The organism is Streptomyces sp. NPDC093261, from assembly GCF_044753645.1.
GTDB lineage: Bacteria > Actinomycetota > Actinomycetes > Streptomycetales > Streptomycetaceae > Streptomyces.
Window position 1 is genome coordinate 256,195 of sequence record NZ_JBIVNO010000009.1, and the last position, 21,374, is coordinate 277,568.

Here is a 21,374-nt window from a genome sequence, read left to right on the forward strand (position 1 = left end):
CGTCACAGGCCCTGGGAGCGTGTTCTGGTACGGCTTCCGGTGCGGCCTCGCCACAGCATCACCGCCACCACCAGCAGCACCGCGCCCAGTCCGCCGGCCAGCGGGACCACCCAGTCCGGAGAGCCCGTGCCGTCGTCGGCCGTGCCCGGACCAGGGCCGAAGTACTTCGTGGCGTACTCGGCCGCCCCGGGGTCTCCCGGTTTGAGCTTCGCCGCCGCCTTGACGGCCGCCGCGGGATCCACGAGGCCGAAGCCGCGGGAGTCGTCCCGGCCGCCGGTGGGGGCGTCCTCGGCCGTCTGCTCCAGAAGCCGCTTGATCTGGGCCGGGGTGAGGCCCGGCCGGGCCGCCTTGATCAGCGCGACGACGCCCGAGACGAAGGCGGAGGCCGCGCTCGTGCCCCAGCCCTCGTAGTAGCTGCGGTCGGGGTCCGCTATGACGACGTCGACGCCGGGCGCACTGACCGTGGCGTACCAGCGGCGGGTGGAGAAGGAGGCGCGGGTGTCGTTGCGGTCGACGGCGGTCGCGGCGATGACGCCCGGGTAGGCCGCCGGATACGAGATGTGGTCGCCCTTGTCGCCGCCGTTGCCGGCCGAGGCCACCACGGCGACGCCCTTCTTCAGGGCGTACTGGACCGCCTCGTCCTCGACCGCTTCGGGGTGCGCGGAGTCGGAATCGTCGCCGAGGGAGAGGTTGATGACGTCGGCGCCGTGGTCGGCGGCCCAGCGGATGCCCTCGGCGAGGGCGTTGCCCCGGGTGTTGCGGGCCTTCGTACGGGCCGGGTCGCCGTCCTCGAGGATGACGCGGACCGGGAGGATCTTCGCCTCGGGTGCGATGCCCATGACGCCGTCGGAGTCACCGATGCCATGGCCGTGACCGGCGATGAGACCGGCCATGGCGGTCCCGTGCCGGGCCCAGGGGCGGTCGCCGCGCCGGGCGCCGAAGCCCACCATGTCCTTGTCGGGGAGCACATTGCCCGCGAGGTCGGGATGGGTCGCGTCCACACCGGTGTCGAGGACGGCGACGGTGATGCCCCTGCCCTTGGTCGTCTGCCAGACCTCCTGGGCGTGCAGGGCGTCCAGGGCCCACTCCTGGGCGCGGATCCCGTCGGCGTGCGCGGCGGTGGACGGCAGCAGGGCCAGGGAGCCGGCGAGCAGGACGGTCAGGAGCCGGGCGCAGGTTCCACGGCGGGTCGTGACGGCACCCTCGGCGGTGGGGCGGGACCGTGGGCGGAGGGTCGTAGGGCGGTTCATGACCGCTGCTCCGTCGCCGCGGTGACGGTCTTGTGGAGGGCGGCCGCGATGCGGTCGGCGAGGCCCGTCGCCTCGTTGCCGAGGCCCGCCTGCGCGGGGGCCGTGGTCGCGCCGGTCTTCACGGCGTCCGCGGCGGGCTGCGGTTCGGTGACGGTACGGCCGTCGGCGAAGCCGGAGACGGCGTAGACGACGACGGGCAGGTCCGTGCGGATGGAGAGCGTCCAGGAGGCGCGCTGGTCGTCGCCGAAGCCCGCCGCGACGGTGCCCTCGGCGGCGTACGGGCGGGGCATCAGGTCGGTGCGCCGGTCCAGGCCCTCCTTCTTGAACCGGGCGGCGAGGGCGCCCATGGCGGCGGAGTCGGCCCGGGTGAACAGCAGGCCGACGGTGGTGACCTGGCTGCGGGTCGCGTCCGTGTAGGTGGCGCGCAGCAGACGCAGACAGCCGACGGGGGCGAGGGCCTTGCGCAGCAGCGGGTCGAAGGCGTTCGCGCAGCCGCTGTCGGGGGCGACGGCGACCCGGGTCCAGGTGCGGTCGGCACCGCCGGGGCCGGCGCCCGGGCCGTGGACGGTGGGCGGGAAGAGCTGGTCGACGGGCACGTCGTGCCAGAGGCTTCCGGCGACCGCGAACGCTCCCCGCGCGCGCTCTCCCGAACCGTCGTCGATGAGCCAACCGCCGGTCACGGCACCGCCGATGAGTCCGAGACCGAGGACCAGGCAGATGGCGGCCCCGGCGGCACGGGGGCCCACCAGGGCGCCGAGCAGCCCAGGGCGCGCGGTGTCGGCATCGCGGATGTCGGGCTCGGCGAAGGTGACGACGGGGCGCGGCGAGATGACCCGGCGGGCCGTGTCGGGGCCGGGGCGCAGGCGCGCGGTCGTCTCCACGATGCCCTCGGCGGGCAGCGGCGATGCGAGGTCGGCCGCGCCGTCCGGCGAGGGGACGCCCACGGCGGGCGGCACGTCCGGGAAGCGCGAGGAGGCCGCCGGCGGGGGCGGGGCGGTGGGGCGGGCCTGCCGGTCGAGACGAGGGTCCGGGGATCGGGGGTGTGCGGCGGCACCGCGTGCGTATGCGTCCGCGGCTCCGCCGGGGGCGGGGGCGGCGGTGGGGGCGGCGGTGGCACCGGGCGCCGGGGCAGCCGCACCACCGAACGCCGAGGCCGCCGTGGCACCGGCCGTCGGGGCAGCCGTAACACCGGACGCCAGGGCCGCCGCACCACCGGACGCCGGGGCAGCCGTAGCACCGGACGACCGGGGTGCCGTGCCACCGGCGGCCGTGGCCGTCTGCTGCGGGCCGGACGCGCCGATCCGGAAGGGCCGCGCGGTCGCACCGGACCGCGAGGGCCTGCCGACGGCAGCGGCCCCACCCGGGGAACCGTTCACGCCGGGCCGTCCGGAGGAGTGGTGCGCGGCCGGCCGGTCCGGCGTCGGCTGTGCGGCCGCCGGGGCCATCGGCTCCCCGATGGCCGTCCCGTGCGGCGTGGCCGGTGGCTGGGTGCCGGTCGCGGGGCGGGGCGGAACCGTGCGCTCGGCGGACCGATCCTGCGCGGGGATCCCGCGCGGCGGCCCGCTCGGCCGGGGCGGTGTGACCGGGCGGGCGGTGACGTCGCGCCCGGGTGCGATGCCCGGCGCGGGCGGCTGGTCGGGGCGGGCCGGGACCGTGGCGCCGTCGCGGGGCGCCGGCAGGGGCGGGACCTGCGGAGCGGGGGGCGTCCGACCGGGCTCCGCGGAGGCCGTGCCGGGCGGGTTCGTGGGGCGGGGCGGATGCGTGGGGCGCGGAGGGATGAAGGCGCGACGCGCTTCCGTGCTCATGCACCCCCCGTTTCGTGTGGCCGGGCCGCCCCGGGGTCTCCCGGGGAGTTCGACCGCCCGCGGGGAGCGGTCCCTACGCGGTGCGGACGCGCCGCCCGTCCCCGGGCAGGCATACCCGCGTGGCCGGACACCCACCCCCGGCGTATGCGCCGGGCGGCGTTCGTCACGTCCCGCGTTCGCGTCACTCTACGGGTTGATGCCCCTCGAACGGGAACCAGTCGCCGCCACCGGGGCATCTGCCCGGATCGTCCCCCTACCCTGCGGAATTCGCATCTGGCAGGCTTCGTTCATGACTGCCCGCGCCGCAGACCGGGCCCGCTACGACCGGGCCACCGCCCATCTCGACGCGCCTGTCGCGATCGTGGACCTGGAGGCGTTCGACGCGAACGCCGACGACCTCCGGCGCAGGGCCGACGGCAAGCCGATCCGGGTCGCCAGCAAGTCCGTGCGCTGCCGTGCGCTGCTCGAACGCGTCCTGGCCCGGGACGGTTTCGCGGGCATCATGTCCTTCACGCTCGCCGAGTCCCTGTGGCTGGCCCGGTCCGGCTTCGAGGACGTGCTCCTCGCCTATCCGTCGGCCGATCGCCGCAGCTTCGCCGAGCTGACGGGCGACCCCAAGCTGGCCGCCTCCGTCACGGTGATGATCGACGACCCGGCCCAGCTGCGTCTCATCGACGACGCCCGCGAGGGCGGCACCGAAGTGGTGCGTGTCTGCCTGGAGTTGGACACCTCGCTGAAGCTGCTCGGCGGGCGGGTGCGGGTCGGTGCGCGGCGCTCGCCGCTGTACTCGGCCGCCCAGGTCGCGGAGATGGCCCGGGTGGTGACGCGCACCCCCGGCTTCCGGCTGGTGGGGCTCATGGCGTACGAGGGCCATATCGCCGGTGTCGGCGACGCGGTGGCGGGCCGGCCGGTGCACTCGCGGGCCATCCGGATGATGCAGGCCACGGCGCGCAGGGAGCTGGCCCGCCGGCGCGCCGAGGTGGTGCGTGCCGTCCGGGCCGTGGCGCCGGACCTGGAGTTCGTCAACGGCGGGGGAACGGGCAGTGTGCAGTACACGGCCGCCGAGGACGCGGTGACCGAGATCGCGGCGGGCTCGGGGCTGTATGTGCCCCGGCTGTTCGACAACTACACCTCCTTCCGGGGCCGGCCGGCCGCGCTGTTCGCCCAGCCCGTCGTGCGCCGGCCGGGGGTGGGTGTGGTGACCGTGCTGGGCGGCGGCTACCCCGCCTCGGGCGCGGCGGGACGCGACCGGCTGCCCGTCCCCTACCTGCCCGAGGGACTCGCCTACGACCCCCAGGAGGGTCCGGGCGAGGTGCAGACGCCGCTGCTGGGCGCGCCTGCCGACGACCTCCTCGTCGGAGACAAGGTGTGGTTCAGGCACGCCAAGGCGGGCGAGCTGTGCGAGCGGTTCGATGTGCTGCACCTGGTGGAGGGCGACGAGGTCACCGCGACCGTGCCGACCTACCGGGGCGAGGGACACACGTTCCTGTGAGGCCCGCCGTCCCGTGAGGACCCGGCGCGCGCCGCCGGGACGGCGGCCGCGACCGGGGCACACGCGCGTGGAAATGCCCCGCAGGGGAGGCGGTGCCCCTTGGGGCGTGAACGGCCCCCTTCGGCCCTACAGGGGTGTGACGTACGCACCCGAGATGCCGCCGTCCACCAGGAAGTCGGTGGCGTTGACGAAGGAGGAGTCGTCGCTGGCGAGGAACGCGACGGCAGCGGCGATCTCCTCGGCCTCCGCGAACCGGCCGAGCGGGATGTGGACCAGGCGCCGGGCGGCTCGCTCGGGATCCTTGGCGAACAGCTCCTGCAACAGCGGGGTGTTGACCGGCCCGGGGCACAGGGCGTTGACCCGGATGCCCTCGCGGGCGAACTGCACGCCCAGCTCCCGGGACATGGCGAGCACACCGCCCTTGGACGCGGTGTACGAGATCTGCGAGGTGGCCGCGCCCATGCGCGCGACGAACGACGCCGTGTTGATGATGGACCCCTTGCCCTGGCGCCGCATATACGGGATCGCGGCCTTGCAGCACAGGTAGACGGAGGTCAGGTTGACCTCCTGGACCCGCTTCCAGGCCTCCAGGCCGGTCTCCAGGATGGAGTCGTCGTCAGGCGGTGAGATACCGGCGTTGTTGAAGGCGATGTCGACGCTGCCGTAGGCGTCGTGGGCGGCCCGGAAGAGCGCGTCGACCTGTTCGGCGTCGGTGACGTCGACCTTCACGAACAGCCCGTCGACCTCGTCGGCGGCGGCCTTGCCGCGGGTCTCGTCGATGTCGCCGCAGACGACGTGGGCGCCCTCGGCGGCGAGCCGGCGCGCGGTGGCGAGACCGATGCCGCTGCCGGCTCCGGTGACGACGGCGGTCCGGCCGACCAGGCGGCGGCAGATGATGTCCGGTGTCTGCGAGGTCACTGTGCGGGGCCCTCCGTGCTGATGAAGACGTTCTTGGTCTCGGTGAAGGCGGTCAGGGCGTCCGGGCCGAGTTCACGGCCGATCCCCGACTGCTTGAAGCCGCCGAAGGGGGTCCAGTAGCGGACGCTGGAGTGGGAGTTGACGGACAGGTTGCCCGCGCGGACGGCCCCGGAGACCCGCAGCGCGCGGCCGACGTCCCGGGTCCAGATGGAGCCCGAGAGGCCGTAGGCGGTGTCGTTGGCGAGGCGGATGGCGTCGGCCTCGTCCTCGAAGGGCAGGACCACGGCGACCGGCCCGAAGACCTCCTCGACGGCCACGCGCGCGTGCGGCTCGACCCCGGTGAGGACGGTGGGCGGGAACCAGAAGCCGGGGCCCTCGGGGGCCTTGCCGCGGATGCCGGGGGCGTCGGCGTCGACATAGCCGCGGACCCGTTCCAGCTGGGCCCTGGAGATCAGTGGGCCCATCTGGGTGCTCTCCTCGGACGGGTCGCCGACCACGACCGCTTCGATCGCGGGCGCGAGCAGATCGAGGAAGCGGTCGTAGGCGGAGCGCTGGACGAGGATGCGGGTGCGGGCGCAGCAGTCCTGGCCGGAGTTGTCGAGGAAGGACAGGGGGGCGGCGGCCGCGGCGGCGTCGAGGTCGGCGTCGGCGAAGACGATGTTGGGGCTCTTGCCGCCGAGTTCCAGGGTGACCCGTTTGAGGAGCGCGGAGCCCTTGGCCAGCACCTGTCTGCCCACGGCCGTCGACCCGGTGAAGACGATCTTCGCCACGCCCGGGTGCTCGACGAGGGCGTTGCCCGCGACGGGACCGTGGCCGGGCAGCACCTGGAACAGCCCCTCCGGCAGGCCCGCCGCAAGCGCCAGTTCGGCCAGGCGCAGGGCCGTGAGCGGTGTGGTCTCGGCCGGTTTGAGCAGTACCGCGTTGCCGGCCGCGAGCGCCGGGGCGGTGCCCCACGCGGCGATCGGCAGGGGGAAGTTCCAGGGCGCGATGACCCCCACGACGCCGAGCGGCTCGAGGATCGTGACGTCGAGGCCGCCCGGGACCGGGATCTGCCGGCCCGTGAGCCGCTCCACTCCCCCGGCCGCGTAGTCCAGCAGGTCGCGGACGTTGCCCGCCTCCCAGCGGGCGTTGCCGATCGTGTGTCCCGCCTCGCGGACCTCCAGCCGCGCGAGTTCCTCGAGGTGTTCGTCGACGGTCACGGCGAACCGGCGCAGCAGCCGGGCGCGGTCGCCGGGCGGCAGCGCCGCCCACCGGGACTGCGCCTCCGAGGCTCGTACGACGGCGGCGTCCACGTCGGCGGCGGTGGCGGCGGGGACGGTGGCGACGACCTCTTCGGTGGCCGGGTTGAGTACCTGGAGCTCAGGCGCGTTCGACACGACAGGACCCCTCACATGCGTTCGAAGGAGCGGCGCAGCTCCCAGTCGGTCACCGCGGCGTCGAAGGCGGCCAGCTCGACGCGGGCCATGTTGCCGTAGTGCGCCACCACCTCGTCGCCGAAGGCGGCCTTGGCGATGGCGCTGTTCTCCCAGAGTTCGGCGGCCTCGCGCAGCGTGGTGGGGATGTGCTCGTACTCGGCGGCGTAGGCGTTGCCGGGGCAGGCGTCGGGAAGCTCCAGCCGCTGCTCGACGCCGTACAGGCCGGCCGCGACCATCCCGGCGACCGCGAGGTGCGGGTTGACGTCGCCGCCGGGCACCCGGTTCTCGAAGCGCAGCGAACGGCCGTGCCCGACCACCCTCAGGGCGCAGGTGCGGTTGTCGTGCCCCCAGGCGACCGCGGTCGGGGCGAAGGATCCGGGCTGGAAGCGCTTGTAGGAGTTGATGCCCGGGGCGTACAGGAGCGAGAACTCACGCAGGGCGGCGAGCTGTCCCGCGAGGAAGTACCGCATCACTTCCGACATCCCGCCGGGGTCGTCCGGCGCGCCGGGCATCACGGTGTGCCCCTGCTCGTCCGTGAGCGAGAGATGGATGTGGCAGGAGTTGCCCTCCCGCTCGTTGTACTTGGCCATGAAGGTGAGCGAGACACCTTCCTGGGCCGCGATCTCCTTGGCCCCGGTCTTGTAGACGGCGTGCTGGTCGCAGGTGACCAGGGCCTCGTCGTACCGGAACGCGATCTCGTGCTGGCCGGGGTTGCACTCGCCCTTGGCGGACTCGACGACGAGGCCGGCGGCCGCCATCTCGTTGCGGATGCGGCGCAGCAGGGGCTCGATGCGGCCCGTGCCGAGCACGGAGTAGTCGATGTTGTACTGGTTGGCCGGGGTCAACCCCCGGTAGTTGGCGTCCCACGCCTGCTCGTAGGTGTCCTTGAAGACGATGAACTCCAGCTCGGTGCCCACCTGGGCGGTGAGCCCGAGGGCGGCGAGACGCTCCAGCTGGTGGCGCAGGATCCGGCGGGGCGCGGCGGCCACGGGGGATCCGTCGCTCCAGGCGAGGTCGGCGACGACCAGGGCCGTGCCCTCGTGCCAGGGCACCCGGCGCAGGGTGCCGAGGTCCGGGTGGAGGGCGAAGTCGCCGTAGCCGCGGTCCCAGGAGGACATCTCGTAGCCGTCGACCGTGTTCATCTCGGTGTCGACGGCGAGAAGGTAGTTGCAGCCCTCCGTGCCGTGCTCCAGTACCTCGTCGAGGAAGAAGCGGGCGGCGAACCGCTTGCCCTGGAGGCGCCCTTGCATGTCGGGGAAGGCGAGGACGACGGTGTCGATCTCGCCGCCCGCGACGAGGGCATGGAGTTCCTCGACGCCGAGCGGGGGTGTGCGGTGTGCCACGGGAGGTCTCCTTCGGTCCGCCGAGAGCCATAAGGTATTTCCGAGGACCATTTCTTGGGAAGGGGGCGCGGCCAGATGGCGCAGACGGAGGCGGGCGGCGGCCCGCGGGACCGGCTGACCCCGGTGCTGCGGCCCGTGCGGGCGGGCAACGGCTTCGAGGAGGCGCTGGAGCAGATCCTCCAGGTCATCCGCCTCGGACTGGTGCCCGGAGGCGAACGGCTGCCCGCCGAGCGGGAGTTGGCCGAGCGGCTGGGGATCAGCCGGGTGACGCTGCGCGAGGTGCTGAAGGTGCTTCAGGACCAGGGCCTGGTGGAGTCGCGGCGCGGGCGCTACGGCGGCACGTTCGTGCGGCCGCGCGCCGACGGGCGCGGCGAGGACGAGCTGCGCCGGCGCGTCGCGGGCACCGACATCGAGGATGTGCTGCGGTTCCGCGAGGTGCTGGAGGTCGGGGCGGCGGGCCTGTGCGCCGCCCATGGCCTCACCCGGGAGCAGTGCGAGCGGCTGCGGGAGGCGCTGGCGCGCACACAGGACGCCCCGCTCACGGAGTACCGGCGACTGGACACGCTGCTGCATCTCACGCTGGCCGAGCTGTGCGGTTCGCCGTCGCTGACGGCGCAGTACGCGGCCGTCCGGGCGACGGTCAACGACCTGCTGGACTGCATCCCGTTGCTGGTGCGGAACCTGGAGCACTCGCAGCGCCAGCATGAGGCGCTGGTGGAGGCGGTGCTCGACGGGGACACGGACGGCGCACGGGAGATGATGCGGGAGCACTGCGGCGGGACGGCGGCACTGCTGCGGGGGTTCCTGGCGTGAGCACATGGCGCGGGATACCCACATCCAGGGCAAAGGTATGAGTTCACTCCATTGGTGTCAGGGGAGGCCCAGGTGACCGGACGACCACTGATCGGTGTCAGCACCTATCTGGAGGCCCGCACCCGCTGGGGCCGGTGGGAGCTGGACGCGGCGCTGCTGCCCGCGGGCTATCCGCTGCTGGTGCAGCGGGCCGGCGGACTGGCCGCGATGCTGCCGCCGGACGATCCGGCGCACGCGGCGGCGACGGTGGCCCGGCTGGACGGTGTGGTGATCGCGGGCGGTCCGGACGTCGACCCGTCGTGCTACGGCGCCGAGCGGTCCCCCCGGACCGGCACACCGGCGCCCGAGCGGGACTCCTGGGAACTCGCCCTGATCGAGGCGGCGTTGACCTCCGGCACCCCCCTGCTCGGCATCTGCCGGGGGATGCAGCTGCTGAACGTCGCCCTGGGTGGCACGCTCGTGCAGCACATCGACGGGCATGCCCAGGGGGGCGGGGTGTTCGGACGGCACACGGTCGAGCCGGTGCCGGGCACACGGTACGCGCAGGTGGTCCCGGAGCCGGCGTCCGTGCCGACGCACCACCATCAGGCGGTGGGCCGGCTCGGCGACGGGCTGGTGGTGTCGGCGTACGCCGAGGACGGCACGGTCGAGGCGGTGGAACGGCCGGGCGGCGACTGGGTGCTGGGCGTCCAGTGGCATCCGGAGATGGGCGAGGACCTACGGGTGATGACGGCGCTGGTACGGGCCGCGTCGACCGCCTGACCGCCTCGGCCCGCGGCGCCTACCCGCGCGTCAGCCCGAGCAGGTCCCGGCCCGGGCCCGTCGGCCGGTGGCCCGTGCGCCATACGGCCCGCAGCGCCCGGTCCAGTCGGACGCCCTCGACGGGGACGCTCACCAGACGGCGGGCCGAGAGTTCCTCCCCGACGGCGAGTTCGCTCAGCACCGCCGGGCCCGCCCCGCTGACCGCGGACGCCTTGACCGCCGTCGTCGAGGACAGTTCCAGCAGAGGGCGGGCCAGGCCCCCCAGGGCCGCCTGGAGGACCTGACGGGTGCCCGAGCCCTCCTCCCGGAGGATCAGCGGGGTCGAGGCCAGTTCCCCGGCGGACAGGGGCGCACGACGCCGCGCCCACGGGTGCCCCGGTGCCGTCACCACGATGAGGCGGTCGCGGGCGACGACCGCGGCGTCCAGGCCCGTCGGCACGGTGAGGCCCTCCACGAAACCGAGATCCGCCTCGTCCGCGAGCAGGCGCCGGGCGACCGCCGCCGAGTTCCCGGCCAGCAGCGACACCGCCGTGTCCGGCCGCTGCGCCCGCAGCGCGATCAGCCAGCCCGGCAGCAGATACTCCGCGATCGTCATGCTCGCGGCCACCCGCAGCCGTGAGTCCCGGCGGCCCCGCAGTGCCTGTACTCCCGCGTCGAACGCCTCCGCGGCCTCCACGATCCGCCGCGCCCAGTCGGTGACCAGCGCCCCGGCGTCGGTCAGCCGTGAACCGCGCGGCGAGCGGTCCACCAGCGCCACACCCAGCTGCCGCTCCATCGACCGGACCCGGCTGCTGGCCGCGGGCTGGGTGATCCCCAGCTCCCGCGCCGCGCGCCCCAGGCTCCCCAGCCGGGCGACGGCGAGCAGCAGTTCCAGGGCGCCCAGGTCCGGCACCCGGCGTCCCAGGCCGGCCACCGGGGTTCCCTCGTCGTCCGCCATGCTCATAAGGACAGCTTATGTCCTCATAGAGGCAGAGTCCCTGGCCGGCGAGGTGGTCCCGGGAGATGGTGCGGTCATGGTCACCGCAGCCCGGCCCCTGGTCCTCCCCGGCACTCCCCGACGGCGTGCCGCCGCCGTCCGACACCTCGGCCCGAACTGGTACGCCTCCGTCATGGGCACCGCGATCGTGGCGACGGCCGGTGCGGGGCTGCCCGGTGCCGCGCAGCCGCCGGGACTGCGGGCCGCCTTCGCGGCCGTCTGGGCACTCTCCCTGGCCCTACTCGTGCTTCTCCTCGGCGCCCGCGCCCTGCACTGGATCCACCACCGCGACCAGGCCCGCGCCCATCTCCTCGACCCCGCCATGGCCCCCTTCCACGGCTGCCTCGCCATGGCCCTGCTCGCCGTGGGCGGGGGTGCCGTGGTGGTGGGCCGGGACTGGATCGGGCCGGGCCCCGCCGTCGTACTGGACACCGTCCTCTTCACCGCCGGAAGCGCCGCCGGGCTGGCCGTCGCCGTGGTCGTGCCGTATCTGATGGTCGCCCGGCACCGCATCGAAGCGGACCAGGCGGGCCCGGTCTGGCTGCTGTGCCTGGTCGCGCCCATGGTCTCCGCGGCCCAGGGGCCGCTGCTGGTCCCGCATCTGCCCCCTGGGCAGGGCCGGGAGACGCTGCTGCTGGGGTGCCTGGCGATGTCCGGGCTGAGCCTTCTGGCCACGCTCGTGATGCTGCCGCTCATCCTCGCCCGGCTGATCACCCGAGGCCCGCTGCCGCTCGCGCAGACGCCGACCCTGTTCCTGGTCCTCGGTCCGCTCGGTCAGTCCGTCACCGCCGCCGGCGCGCTGGCGGGCGCCGCACCGGGGGTCGTCCCGCCGCCGTACGCCCGCGGCTTCGAGGTCCTCGCCCTGCTCTACGGCGTTCCCGTACTGGGCTTCGCCCTGCTGTGGCTGGCCCTCGCGGGCGCGCTGACGGTGCGCGCGGGGAGGCGGGGCATGGGATTCACGATGACGTGGTGGGCGTTCACCTTCCCGGTCGGGACGTGTGTCACCGGCGCGGAGGCACTGGCCCGGCGCACCGGGCTCACCGGCCTCGACGCGCTCGCTACCGGACTCTACGCGCTGCTCGTCGCCGCCTGGGCGGTCGCCGCCTCCCGCACGGGCCGGGGAGTCGTCAGCGGCGAGCTGCTCGCAGCGCCTCGGCGATGACGCGCGGCGCCTCGGCCAGGGAGGGGCCGTACCAGGTGAGGTGGCGTCCGCCGACCAGGGCGCACGGCGTCCCCGGGAACGCCTCCGGGCCGTCCCCGGCCGTGAAGCGGTACGGCTCGTCGGGCAGGACCACGAGCGAGGGGGCCGCGGCGCGCAGTTCCTCCAGGGGGATCCGCGGATAGCGCTCCGGGTGCGTCCCGTACACGTTGTCCACCCCGAGCCGGGCCAGGACGTCCCCGGCGAAGGTGTCCCGGCCCAGCACCATCCAGGGCCGCCGCCAGACGGGCACCACGGCGGTCGTACGACGCCCCGGCACCGGCAGCCGCGTCCAGGCGGCGCGGGCCTCCTCCAGCCAGCGCGGCCGGGCGGGCGCCCCGCACGCGGCCACGACCCGCCCCAGCTCGCGGAAGGCCCCCGGCACGTCCCGCACCTCGGTCACGAGAACCCTCACTCCCGCCTCGCGCAGCGCTGCGAGGTCCGGCTCGCGGTTCTCCTCCTCGTTGGCGAGCACCAGGTCGGGGGCGAGCCGGACGATCCGCTCGACCTTGGGGTTCTTGGTGCCGCCGATCCGGACGACATCGAGGTCCGGGGGGTGGCTGCACCAGTCGGTCGCCCCGACCAGCGCGCCGGGCACGGAGGCGGCCACGGCCTCGGTCAGTGACGGCACGAGTGAGACGACACGCATGGAGGCCTCCTCGGGCCCGGCGGGCGGGGACAGGACCCGGCGGGGTCAGCGGCGCCGGCGGGAGGGGTCCTCGACCGCCTCGACATGGTCGGAGACCGCGACGACGATCACCCGGGTGTCCGGCACGGTCGCCCGCCAGCGGTGGCGCACTCCCCCGCTCAGATACAGGGTGTCGCCGCGCCCGAGCCGGTGCGCCCGGCCCTCCGCCTCCACCTCGACGGCGCCCTCGACGACGTACATCAACTCGTCATTGCGGTGCTGGAATTCACGGCCCTCGTCGTGGTCCCCGATGAACTCCATCGCGTGCAGCTGATGGTGGCCGCGCACCAGCGGGCGCACCAGCGCCCGTCCGGGCTCGACTGCCTCGTCGACGGCGCGCAGGACGTCCACGCTGCACGCCGGGTCGGCCGCCGCGAGCAGTTCGACGGCGGTGGTGCCGAGCGCGTCGGCGATCCGCTCCAGGGAGGGGCGGCTGGGGCGCGCCCGCTCGTTCTCGACCTGGCTCAGGAAGGGGACGGACAGGCCGCTGCGCCGGGCCACGACGGCGAGGGTGAGCTCGAGGGCCCGGCGGCGCCGCCGGACGGCAGCGCCCACCCGAAGGGGCTGTTCTTTGTGGTCGCCCATCGCTCCGGCTCCCTCCCTCGCTCGTCGGTCCGTCCGCCCCGCACGGCAGACGCGCCGCCCGGGCCTGATGATTCATCGGTGCACTGCTTCTGTTGAGTTGTCTGCACCCTACGCATGTTCGGCAAACCGTTTCATGCGCCCGTCACATCGGTGCCCTATACAAGAGTGGTGAGGGTCCCGGTTCGCGCCACCGGCCGAGCCACTCCGCCACCCCGCGCACGCCGTCCCCTCACCGGGCGAAAGGGCTGATCAGGGGCCCTTCCGATGCCTCCGCGACCGCTCCGCCCGACTGCGCGGCAGGGCGGTCGGCCGGGTTCCGGAGGCCGGAGCGGGCCGTCCCGCCGGTCGGGGGTCGCCGGGCCGTCCGCGGGGCCGGAGCAGCACGGGCGGGGCCGGCGGTGCCGGAGCGGCATGCGGCACCCCTGGGGCGGACGAGGGACGGTGCGGCGGCTCCGGGGAGCCTCTCGGGTTGTCCTGATCCTTCTCGTACGTCCGTACGGATGGGACCGTACGCCTGTACGGAGGCGGGGTCCATCGGGGGAAGCCGGCCCCCTGGACGGCCCCCGCGGGAGCCTTCGGATCGCTGTCGGTGCCGTACGGCATGATGCGGAAGGTGACCCGACGCCTGATGCTCCTCGACACCGCCTCGCTCTACTTCCGCGCCTACTTCGGCGTCCCGGAGTCCGTGAAGGCCCCGGACGGCACCCCAGTGAACGCCGTACGCGGGCTGCTCGACTTCATCGACCGCCTGGTCCGGGACCACCGTCCGGACGAGCTGGTCGCGTGCATGGACGCGGACTGGCGCCCCCGCTGGCGGGTCCAGCTGATCCCGTCCTACAAGGCACACCGGGTGGCCGAGGAGCACGCGGCGGGCCCGGACGAGGAGGAGGTGCCGGACACGCTCTCCCCGCAGGTGCCGGTCATCGAGGAGGTGCTGGACGCGCTGGGCATCGCGCGGGTCGGCGTGGCGGGATACGAGGCGGACGACGTGATCGGCACGTTCACGGCCCGCGCCGAGGGCCCGGTCGACATCGTGACCGGCGACCGCGATCTGTACCAGCTGGTCGACGACGCGCGCAGGGTGCGCGTGCTGTATCCGCTCAAGGGCGTCGGCACGCTCCAGCTCACCGACGAGGCGGTCCTGCGCGAGAAGTACGGCGTCGACGGGCCCGGTTACGCGGATCTGGCGCTGTTGCGCGGCGACCCGAGCGACGGGCTGCCGGGGGTGCCGGGCATCGGCGAGAAGACCGCGGCCAAACTGCTCGACCGGTTCGGGGACCTGGCGGGGATCATGGCCGCGGTGGACGAGCCGACGTCCGGACTCACCCCGGCCCAGCGCAGGCGGCTCGACGAGGCACGGCCGTATGTGGCGGTCGCGCCGCGGGTCGTACGGGTCGCCGGCGACGTCCCCCTGCCGGAGGTCGTGACGGCCCTGCCGCGCGCGCCGCGCCATCCCGCCGCCCTGGACGCGCTGGCGGCCCGCTGGGGCCTGGGCGGCTCACTGCAGCGCCTGCTCACCACGCTCGGCACCTGAGGTGACGGTTCCGGAAAGCCGCGTCACCGGCCCTTCATGAGGGAGGTGTTCACTGGAAGGAGGTGCTAACTTAGGTAACCCTAAGCAAGGGATTGGGAGGCCGTCATGGCAGAGCGCCCGGCAGGCAGGGCACGAAAGGTCCACGCGGCGCAGGTCATCCGCACGGAGCGGCTGACCCCGCATATGCAGCGGGTGGTGCTGGGCGGCGAGGGGCTCGCCGAGTTCGCCGCGGGCAGTTGCACGGACCACTATGTGAAGCTGCTCTTCCCGGCCGAGGGCGTCACCTATCCCGAACCCTTCGACGTGCAGCGCATCCGCGAGGAGTTCCCGCGCGAGCAGTGGCCGGTGACACGGACGTACACGGTGCGCGGCTGGGACCCCGAACACCGGGAGCTGACCCTCGACTTCGTCATCCACGGCGACGAGGGCCTGGCCGGCCCCTGGGCGCTGCGCGCGCAGCCGGGCGAGACCGTGCGGTTCATGGGTCCCGGCGGCGCCTACGCCCCGGACGCGAGCGCCGACTGGCATCTCCTCGCCGGGGACGAGAGCGCGCTGCCGGCGATCGCGGCCGCTCTGGAGGCGCTGCCCGACGGCGCCGAGGCCTACGCCTTCGTGGAGGTCGCGGGCCCCGAGGAGGAGCAGAAGATCGACTCCCAAGTGGAGGTCGTCTGGCTGCACCGCGGCGACCGCCCGGTCGGCGCGGCCCTGATCGAGGCCGTACGGGCGCTGCGGTTCCCCGAGGGCCGGGTGCACGCGTTCGTCCACGGCGAGGCCGGCTTCGTGAAGGAGCTGCGCCGGCTGCTGCGCATCGAGTACCGGATCCCGCGCGAGGACCTCTCGATCTCCGGCTACTGGCGCCTCGGCCACAACGAGGACGGCTGGCAGGCGTCCAAGCGGGAGTGGAACGCCCGCATCGAGGCGGAGCAGGAGGGCGCGTCCGCCGCGTGAGCACGGCGGGAGAACGGGCAGGGGCGGCACCGGCGCGGTGCCACCCCCGCGCGTACGCTGATCAGACCGACCGCTGGTAGGACCGGAACGTCCGGATCGACAGCCACACCGCGGCGATCGCGAGCCCCAGCAGCCCCCCGCCCCGGCCGAGCACATCGCCCCAGTCGGGATGCGCGGACATCGCCGAACGGCCCGCGACCATCGCCCAGTCGAGCGGGTTGAAGTCGGCGATGCGCCGGATCCACGAGGGCATCTGCGACGGTGCCATGAAGGCGGAGGACAGGAAGGTCAGCGGGAGCAGCAGGAAGGTGTTGATCCCGATGATCGACTCCCGCTCCCGCACCAGCATGCCGAGCGCGTTGGACAGCGCCCCGAAGATGGTGCCGAGCAGCACCGAGGCGACGACGAGCACGGCGACACCGCCGATGCCGCCCGGATAGTCGGCGCCGCCCAGCAGGCCGAGCAGCACGATGACGACCGACTGAAGGGCCGTGACCAGGCCGTTGTTGACGACGTTCCCGTTCATCAGCGCGGCCCGGCTGACCGGCGTGGTCAGAAAGCGGTTGAGCGTGCCCCGCTGGATCTCCTCCAGGGTGCCCATGCCCGCCCACATGTTGGAGCTGAGGGCGCTCATCACCACCACGCCCGGGACGAGGTAGTCCAGGTACGAGGTGGTGCCGAAGCCGCCGAGTTCGACGACCTTCTTGAACAGGCTGCCGAAGAGGAACAGCCAGATCACCGGCTGGATCAGGGTGATGACCGCATACGCGGGCTGCCGGGCGAAGACCACCAGCTGACGCCTGGTCATGTACCAGGTCTCGACGAGCGCGGCGCTCATCGGGCACCTCCCGCGAGGGCGAGGACCTCGGCGGCGGGGGCTTCCGCATCGGAGTAACGGCGCCCCGCGTAACGGAGGTAGACGTCGTCGAGCGAGGGACGGGCGACGGTCACGGAGGCCACACCGGTCCCGGCGCGCTCCAGCGCGCCGAGCAGCCCGGGCACGGCGGCCGCCCCGTCGTCGGCGCGGACGCTGACACGGCGCCCGTCGAGCAGGACCTCGTGCACGCCCGGGACCGCTCCGAGGGCGCCCCGCAGCAGGGCCCGCCCGTCATCACCGAGCGTCTCGCGCAGCTCGACATGGACGGCGTCACCGCGCAGTTCACCCTTGAGGGCGTCGGGCGTGCCCTCGACCACGACCCGGCCCCGGTCGACGATCGCGATGCGGTCGGCGAGCCGGTCGGCCTCCTCCAGGTAGTGCGTGGTGAGCAGGATGGTCAGGCCCTCGTCGCCGGCCAGACGGGCGATCTCGTCCCACATCGCGGTGCGCGCCTCCGGGTCGAGACCGGTGGTGGGTTCGTCGAGGAAGAGCACCTCGGGGCGGTGGACGAGGCCGAGCGCGACGTCGAGGCGACGTCGCATACCGCCCGAGTACCCCTTGACCTGGCGCCGGGCGGCCCCGGTGAGGGTGAAGCGCTCGAGGAGTTCGTCCACGCGCGTGGTGAGCCGACGGCCCCTCACCCCGTAGAGGCGGCCCTGGAGTTCGAGGTTCTCGCGGCCCGTTGCCACGGGGTCGGCCCCCGAGTTCTGCGCGACCACCCCGATGACCCGGCGTACCCGGTCCGGGTGGCGCAGCACATCGTGCCCGGCGACGGCGGCCGAGCCCGAGTCGGGGCGGGCCAGGGTGGTCAGGATCTTGACGGCGGTGGATTTGCCGGCGCCGTTCGGGCCGAGGAGCCCGAAGACGGTGCCGGGCTCGACGGTGACGTCCAGGCCGTTCAACGCGGTGACATCACCGGGATAGGTCTTGACGAGCTGACGCGCCTGCACTGCGGGCGCACGGGTGTTCATGGCGACTGCTCTCCTCACTGAGCTGCATGAGCGGAGGTATCGGGATCCGCTGTGCGCGGAAGGACGACTGATCCGCGTGAGGAGCGCCGGGCTATCCTGGGTGTGCCGCACCTCGATCGCCTGGATGTGCCTCACGGCGGATTCAGTCGCGGGGTTCGAGACCCCGGCGGGGCTGCTGCAACAGCCCGGCCGGGGTCTTCGCCGCTACGGCGGCTACGGTCCGTTCACGTCGCCGCCCTCCGCCTTCCGGTACTCCTCGGGAATCTCCCCCGTCTCGCGAAAGGTCCGCCACTCCCGTACGCCGGGAAACGTGCCGACCCGAAGCTCCGCGAGGATGCCGCGCACCCACGCGGCCTCCGCCTCGACCATGTGGAGCTCGTACTCGCTCTCGATCAGGAAGAGCCGGGGCAGTGTCTCGTGGAGCTTGTCCAGCACGCCCCGCAGGCTCGCGGCCCGCACCTCCAGGCTGCCCAGCCGCTCCGCGAGCAGCCGGGCCACCTCCTCGGGATGGAGCGCGCCCATCAGCGAGAGCGCCGCCCCGAAGATGGGGAACTCCGCCACCGGGACGGCCAGCAGGTCGGACAGCCACTCGGCGGCCTCTTCCCGGCCGGCGTCCGTGATGCCGTAGAGCGTGCGCTCGGGGCGGTTGCCCTGGCGCTGCACCTCGGCGACCTCCACGAAACCGTGCTTCTCGAGGTTCTGGACAACCGTGTACAGCGAGCCGTAGTTGATCTTCAGGCTGGTGTCCTTGCCCCGGCGGCGCAGGGTCTGGGCGATCTCGTACGGGTGCATCGGCCGCTCGGTGAGCAGCACCATGACCGCGAGCGCGAGCGGGTTGCCGAGTTTTCGGCGCTTCGTCGCCATGGGATGTCACCTCGCTTCCGAATATCCGTGGCCGAACATATCGCGACCCACCGACGCGACGCAATACACACGACATATCGCGAACCAGGGAGCGTGCGCAAGGGGCGCGAAGACCCGGCCCCGCCCGTGACATGGCGACGCGACGCGGGTGAAGCAGCCGGTGCGATCGGGGCATCCCCGGCATGCAGAAAGCGGACCGCCGCCCGGCTCCTCGCCGGGGAAGCCTTCCCGAAGGCGGCCTCCTGGGCCTCTAGGTCGATGTCAGCGGGGCGGGCCGGGGCCCAGTGGATTCCGGCCCTCCCGGCATCGCCTCCCCCCGCTGCCCCGCGCCGGTCCCGCTCCGCCTCGTGCCCGGGGCCGCCACGGCACCTTGGGTCCCGCTCCGCCTCATGCCCGGGGCCGCCACGGCACCTCGTACGCTTGGCCGTGATGCGACGCAAGACCCGGATCCCGGCCCCTCCCCTCCCCCAGCGCGACGGGGTCGATCCGGTGCGGGTGCGCCTGCCGTTCGGGCAGGAGTGGGCCACCGTGCGGGACCATCTCGTCGCGCGGCTCGCCGCCGGTGACGGGGTCATCGACACCATGCTCGAGGAAGGGCTGATCGTCGGGGCGGACGGGCGGGCCGTCGGGCGCGACACGGCCTATGTGCCCGGCATGTACGTGTGGTTCCACCGCGCCCTGCCCGACGAGGTGCGCGTGCCGTTCCGGGTCGAGGTGGTCTACCGCGACGAACGCATCGTCGTCGCCGACAAGCCGCACTTCCTCGCCACCACCCCGCGCGGCAGCCATGTCGCCGAGACCGCTCTCGCCCGGCTCCGGCGCGACCTCGGCCTGCCCACGCTGACCGCCGCGCACCGGCTGGACCTGCTCACCGCGGGCCTGGTGCTGTTCACCGTGCGCCCCGAGGACCGCGGCGCCTACCAGTCGCTGTTCCGCGACCGACGGGTCACCAAGGAGTACGAGGCCGTCGCCCCGTACGACCCCGCGATGGCCCTGCCACGCACCGTGCGCAGCCGGATAGTGAAGGAGCGCGGGGTACTCGCGGCCCGCGAGGTGCCCGGCGAGCCCAACGCGGTCAGCCGGATCGAGCTGCTGGAACACCGGGGCGGCCGCGGACGCTACCGGCTGCTCCCCGCCACCGGGCAGACCCATCAGCTCCGGGTGCACATGGCCGCGTCGGGGCTGCCGATCCTCGGTGATCCGCTCTACCCGGTGGTGACCGGCCCCCGGCCGGCCGGTGACTTCCGGCGCCCGCTCCAACTGCTGGCGCGGGTCCTTCAGTTCACCGATCCGGTCACGGGGCACGACCACCGCTTCGTCAGCGGGCGGGTGCTCGAGGCCTGGTCGGCGTACGAGGCCTGGGCCCGATAGCCGCTCAGTCCCCCCGCCACCAGCGCAGCACCCGCCGCCACGGACCGGGACGGCGTCGCGGCTCCGCGGCCGGCTGCGGGGGTGCGGCCGGCTGCGGGGGTGCGGCCGGCTCCGCCGGAGTCGGCCGCTCGGCCGATTCCGGCGGGAGCGGCCAGCCGGCCGCCGGCTCCGTGGTCTTCGGCCCGTCGGTCGAGATCAGCCAGCCGGGGCGCTGGGCGGGCAGCGGGCGCAGGGCCGGCCGTTGTGTCACGTCCTGCGGCGGCCTCGGCTCGAAGCGCACCGGCAGCTCCACCAGATGCCGTGACGCGATGGACGCCGTCCAGCGCAGCTCCTCCTCCGCACAGTCGAGCCGGATGTCCGGCAGCCGCATCAGCAGCGCGTCGATGCCGGTGTCGGCGATGGCGCGCCCGATGTCCTGGCCCGGGCACTCGTGCGGGCCGCCGCCGAAGGCGAGATGGGAGCGGTTGCCCTGCATACTGGCGGACAGGTCGGGCCGTACGCGCGGGTCGAGATTGCCCGGCGCGATGCCGAAGAGCAGCCCGTCCCCCTTGCGGATGCGCTGGCCGCCCAGCTCGGTGTCCTGCTTGGCGAAGTAGCCGAGGATGCCGCTGAAGGGCGGCTCGTCCCACAGGGACTGCTCGACCGCCTCGGGCACCGTCATCTGCCCGCCGTTGAGCTGGGCCCGGAAGCGCGGGTCGGTGAGGATCACCCGCAGCACGTTGGCGATGAGGTTGGCGGTGGCCTCGTAGGCGGCGATCAGGATCAGCCGCAGATGCTCCCGGACCTCGTCGTCGGTCAGCCGTGCAGGGTGGTTGACGAGGTGGGTGGTGAAGTCGTCCTCGGGCTGGGTGCGACGGCGGGCGGTGAGCCGGGTCAGGGCGTCCACGATGTACTGGTTGCTGGCGATCGCCGTCTCGGTGCCCTTGAGCATGTCGCGGGCGGCCTGCACGATCCGGTCGTTGTACTCGTCGGCCATGCCGAGGACCTCGCACATCACCGCCATCGGCAGGTGGTCGGCGAACTGGCCGACCAGATCGGCGCGGCCCTCCTCGCAGAAGCGGTTGACGAGACTCTGCGTCGCCCGGTTGATGTACCGGCGCAGTCCCCGGTAGTCGATGGTCGACATCGCGCCGGTGACCGCGCCGCGCAGCCGCAGGTGCTCGTCGCCCTCGGCGTAGGAGCAGATCGGCTGCCAGGCGAAGTGGGGGGTGAGCGGGTGGTCGGGCCTGACCCGGCCGGACCTCAGTTGCTCCCAGGTACGGCTGTCCCGGGTGAACTGCGAGGGAGAGCGCACCATGTGCAGGTTCTCGGTGTGGCCGAGCACCACCCACATCGGCACGTCGTCGTGGATCAGCACCGGGGCCACGGCGCCGTGCTCGGCACGGAGTTTCTCGTACAGGGCCTCCAGGTTCTCCGCCTCGGGGCCGTACAGCCGGCGCACTCCGCCGGGGCCGAGAGGGTGGACCGGGCAGCCGGGCGGCGGCACGGGCCCGTCGGCGGCGGGGCCCCGGTCGGTCAGGGAGTGGGATTCAGGCGTCACGATGGTCGCTCCGAAGCGTCGGGG

At 73.8% G+C, this 21,374-nt stretch carries 19 protein-coding genes; 7 read left to right on the forward strand and 12 right to left on the reverse strand.

Annotated elements, in window-relative coordinates; genetic code table 11:
* Positions 1–2 precede the first annotated feature (2 nt).
* Entirely contained in the window at positions 3–1,250 is a 1,248-nt protein-coding gene (mycP, locus tag ACIP94_RS21100; RefSeq protein WP_402427489.1) for a type VII secretion-associated serine protease mycosin, read from the reverse strand.
* Positions 1,247–3,055 carry a hypothetical protein gene (locus tag ACIP94_RS21105; protein WP_402427492.1) on the reverse strand — a complete coding sequence of 603 codons (1,809 nt, stop codon included), beginning with the start codon at positions 3,053–3,055 and terminating at the stop codon, positions 1,247–1,249. The genes mycP and ACIP94_RS21105 overlap by 4 nt, the downstream gene beginning before the upstream one ends.
* A gap of 289 nt (positions 3,056–3,344) precedes the next feature.
* Between ACIP94_RS21105 and ACIP94_RS21110 the strand changes: the two genes are divergently transcribed.
* Positions 3,345–4,547 carry an amino acid deaminase/aldolase gene (locus tag ACIP94_RS21110; RefSeq protein WP_402427495.1) on the forward strand — a complete coding sequence of 401 codons (1,203 nt, stop codon included), beginning with the start codon at positions 3,345–3,347 and terminating at the stop codon, positions 4,545–4,547.
* 126 nt (positions 4,548–4,673) lie between these two features.
* On the opposite strand, the gene ACIP94_RS21115 is transcribed toward ACIP94_RS21110, so the two are convergent.
* From ACIP94_RS21115 to ACIP94_RS21125, 3 genes are read right to left on the reverse strand one after another with little or no spacing between them, the layout of a single operon-like run.
* Complete coding sequence (locus tag ACIP94_RS21115; RefSeq protein ID WP_402427498.1) at positions 4,674–5,465, reverse strand: 3-oxoacyl-ACP reductase; 792 nt, start codon at positions 5,463–5,465, stop codon at positions 4,674–4,676.
* Positions 5,462–6,841, reverse strand: coding sequence for an aldehyde dehydrogenase family protein (locus ACIP94_RS21120; protein ID WP_402427501.1), 1,380 nt, complete (start codon positions 6,839–6,841; stop codon positions 5,462–5,464). The genes ACIP94_RS21115 and ACIP94_RS21120 overlap by 4 nt, the downstream gene beginning before the upstream one ends.
* An 11-nt stretch (positions 6,842–6,852) precedes the next feature.
* Positions 6,853–8,223: a glutamine synthetase family protein gene (locus ACIP94_RS21125; RefSeq protein ID WP_402427504.1), complete on the reverse strand. Its 1,371-nt coding sequence runs from the start codon at positions 8,221–8,223 to the stop codon at positions 6,853–6,855.
* Positions 8,224–8,298: 75 nt separating this feature from the next.
* Between ACIP94_RS21125 and ACIP94_RS21130 the strand changes: the two genes are divergently transcribed.
* Both ACIP94_RS21130 and ACIP94_RS21135 read left to right on the forward strand, forming a co-directional pair.
* Positions 8,299–9,036, forward strand: coding sequence for a FadR/GntR family transcriptional regulator (locus ACIP94_RS21130; protein WP_402427507.1), 738 nt, complete (start codon positions 8,299–8,301; stop codon positions 9,034–9,036).
* A gap of 72 nt (positions 9,037–9,108) precedes the next feature.
* Complete coding sequence (locus ACIP94_RS21135; RefSeq protein WP_402427510.1) at positions 9,109–9,798, forward strand: gamma-glutamyl-gamma-aminobutyrate hydrolase family protein; 690 nt, start codon at positions 9,109–9,111, stop codon at positions 9,796–9,798.
* A gap of 19 nt (positions 9,799–9,817) precedes the next feature.
* Here the strand turns inward: ACIP94_RS21135 and ACIP94_RS21140 are convergent, their stop codons facing one another.
* On the reverse strand, positions 9,818–10,735 hold the full coding sequence (locus ACIP94_RS21140; RefSeq protein ID WP_402427598.1) for a LysR family transcriptional regulator: 918 nt from the start codon (positions 10,733–10,735) through the stop codon (positions 9,818–9,820).
* Positions 10,736–10,811: 76 nt separating this feature from the next.
* Here ACIP94_RS21140 and ACIP94_RS21145 point away from each other — a divergent pair, with 76 nt between their 5' ends.
* The gene (locus ACIP94_RS21145) at positions 10,812–11,936 is read left to right on the forward strand and encodes a TDT family transporter (protein WP_402427513.1); all 1,125 of its coding nucleotides are present in this window, start codon (positions 10,812–10,814) and stop codon (positions 11,934–11,936) included.
* Here ACIP94_RS21145 and ACIP94_RS21150 read toward each other — a convergent pair.
* A complete protein-coding gene (locus ACIP94_RS21150; protein WP_402427516.1) occupies positions 11,902–12,621 on the reverse strand; it encodes a helical backbone metal receptor in 720 nt (239 codons plus the stop codon). The two genes, ACIP94_RS21145 and ACIP94_RS21150, sit on opposite strands and share 35 nt — an antisense overlap.
* Positions 12,622–12,666: 45 nt before the next feature.
* Positions 12,667–13,245: a helix-turn-helix domain-containing protein gene (locus tag ACIP94_RS21155; protein ID WP_402427519.1), complete on the reverse strand. Its 579-nt coding sequence runs from the start codon at positions 13,243–13,245 to the stop codon at positions 12,667–12,669.
* Between the two features lie 604 nt (positions 13,246–13,849).
* Between ACIP94_RS21155 and ACIP94_RS21160 the strand changes: the two genes are divergently transcribed.
* Together ACIP94_RS21160 and ACIP94_RS21165 are read left to right on the forward strand one after the other, a co-directional pair.
* Complete coding sequence (locus ACIP94_RS21160) at positions 13,850–14,779, forward strand: 5'-3' exonuclease H3TH domain-containing protein (protein WP_402427601.1); 930 nt, start codon at positions 13,850–13,852, stop codon at positions 14,777–14,779.
* A 105-nt stretch (positions 14,780–14,884) separates the two neighbouring features.
* Entirely contained in the window at positions 14,885–15,727 is an 843-nt protein-coding gene (locus tag ACIP94_RS21165) for a siderophore-interacting protein (protein WP_402427522.1), read from the forward strand.
* A gap of 61 nt (positions 15,728–15,788) precedes the next feature.
* Here ACIP94_RS21165 and ACIP94_RS21170 read toward each other — a convergent pair whose 3' ends face one another.
* The 3 genes from ACIP94_RS21170 to ACIP94_RS21180 form a co-directional block, all read right to left on the reverse strand.
* Entirely contained in the window at positions 15,789–16,565 is a 777-nt protein-coding gene (locus ACIP94_RS21170; protein ID WP_402427525.1) for an ABC transporter permease, read from the reverse strand.
* Entirely contained in the window at positions 16,562–17,575 is a 1,014-nt protein-coding gene (locus ACIP94_RS21175; RefSeq protein WP_402427528.1) for an ATP-binding cassette domain-containing protein, read from the reverse strand. Before ACIP94_RS21175 ends, ACIP94_RS21170 begins: the two co-directional genes overlap by 4 nt.
* A 213-nt stretch (positions 17,576–17,788) precedes the next feature.
* A complete protein-coding gene (locus ACIP94_RS21180; protein WP_402427531.1) occupies positions 17,789–18,439 on the reverse strand; it encodes a PadR family transcriptional regulator in 651 nt (216 codons plus the stop codon).
* A gap of 429 nt (positions 18,440–18,868) precedes the next feature.
* Here ACIP94_RS21180 and ACIP94_RS21185 point away from each other — a divergent pair, with 429 nt between their 5' ends.
* The gene (locus ACIP94_RS21185) at positions 18,869–19,810 is read left to right on the forward strand and encodes an RluA family pseudouridine synthase (protein ID WP_402427534.1); all 942 of its coding nucleotides are present in this window, start codon (positions 18,869–18,871) and stop codon (positions 19,808–19,810) included.
* Positions 19,811–19,814: 4 nt separating this feature from the next.
* On the opposite strand, the gene ACIP94_RS21190 is transcribed toward ACIP94_RS21185, so the two are convergent.
* Entirely contained in the window at positions 19,815–21,350 is a 1,536-nt protein-coding gene (locus ACIP94_RS21190) for a cytochrome P450 (RefSeq protein ID WP_402427537.1), read from the reverse strand.
* Positions 21,351–21,374 lie beyond the last annotated feature (24 nt).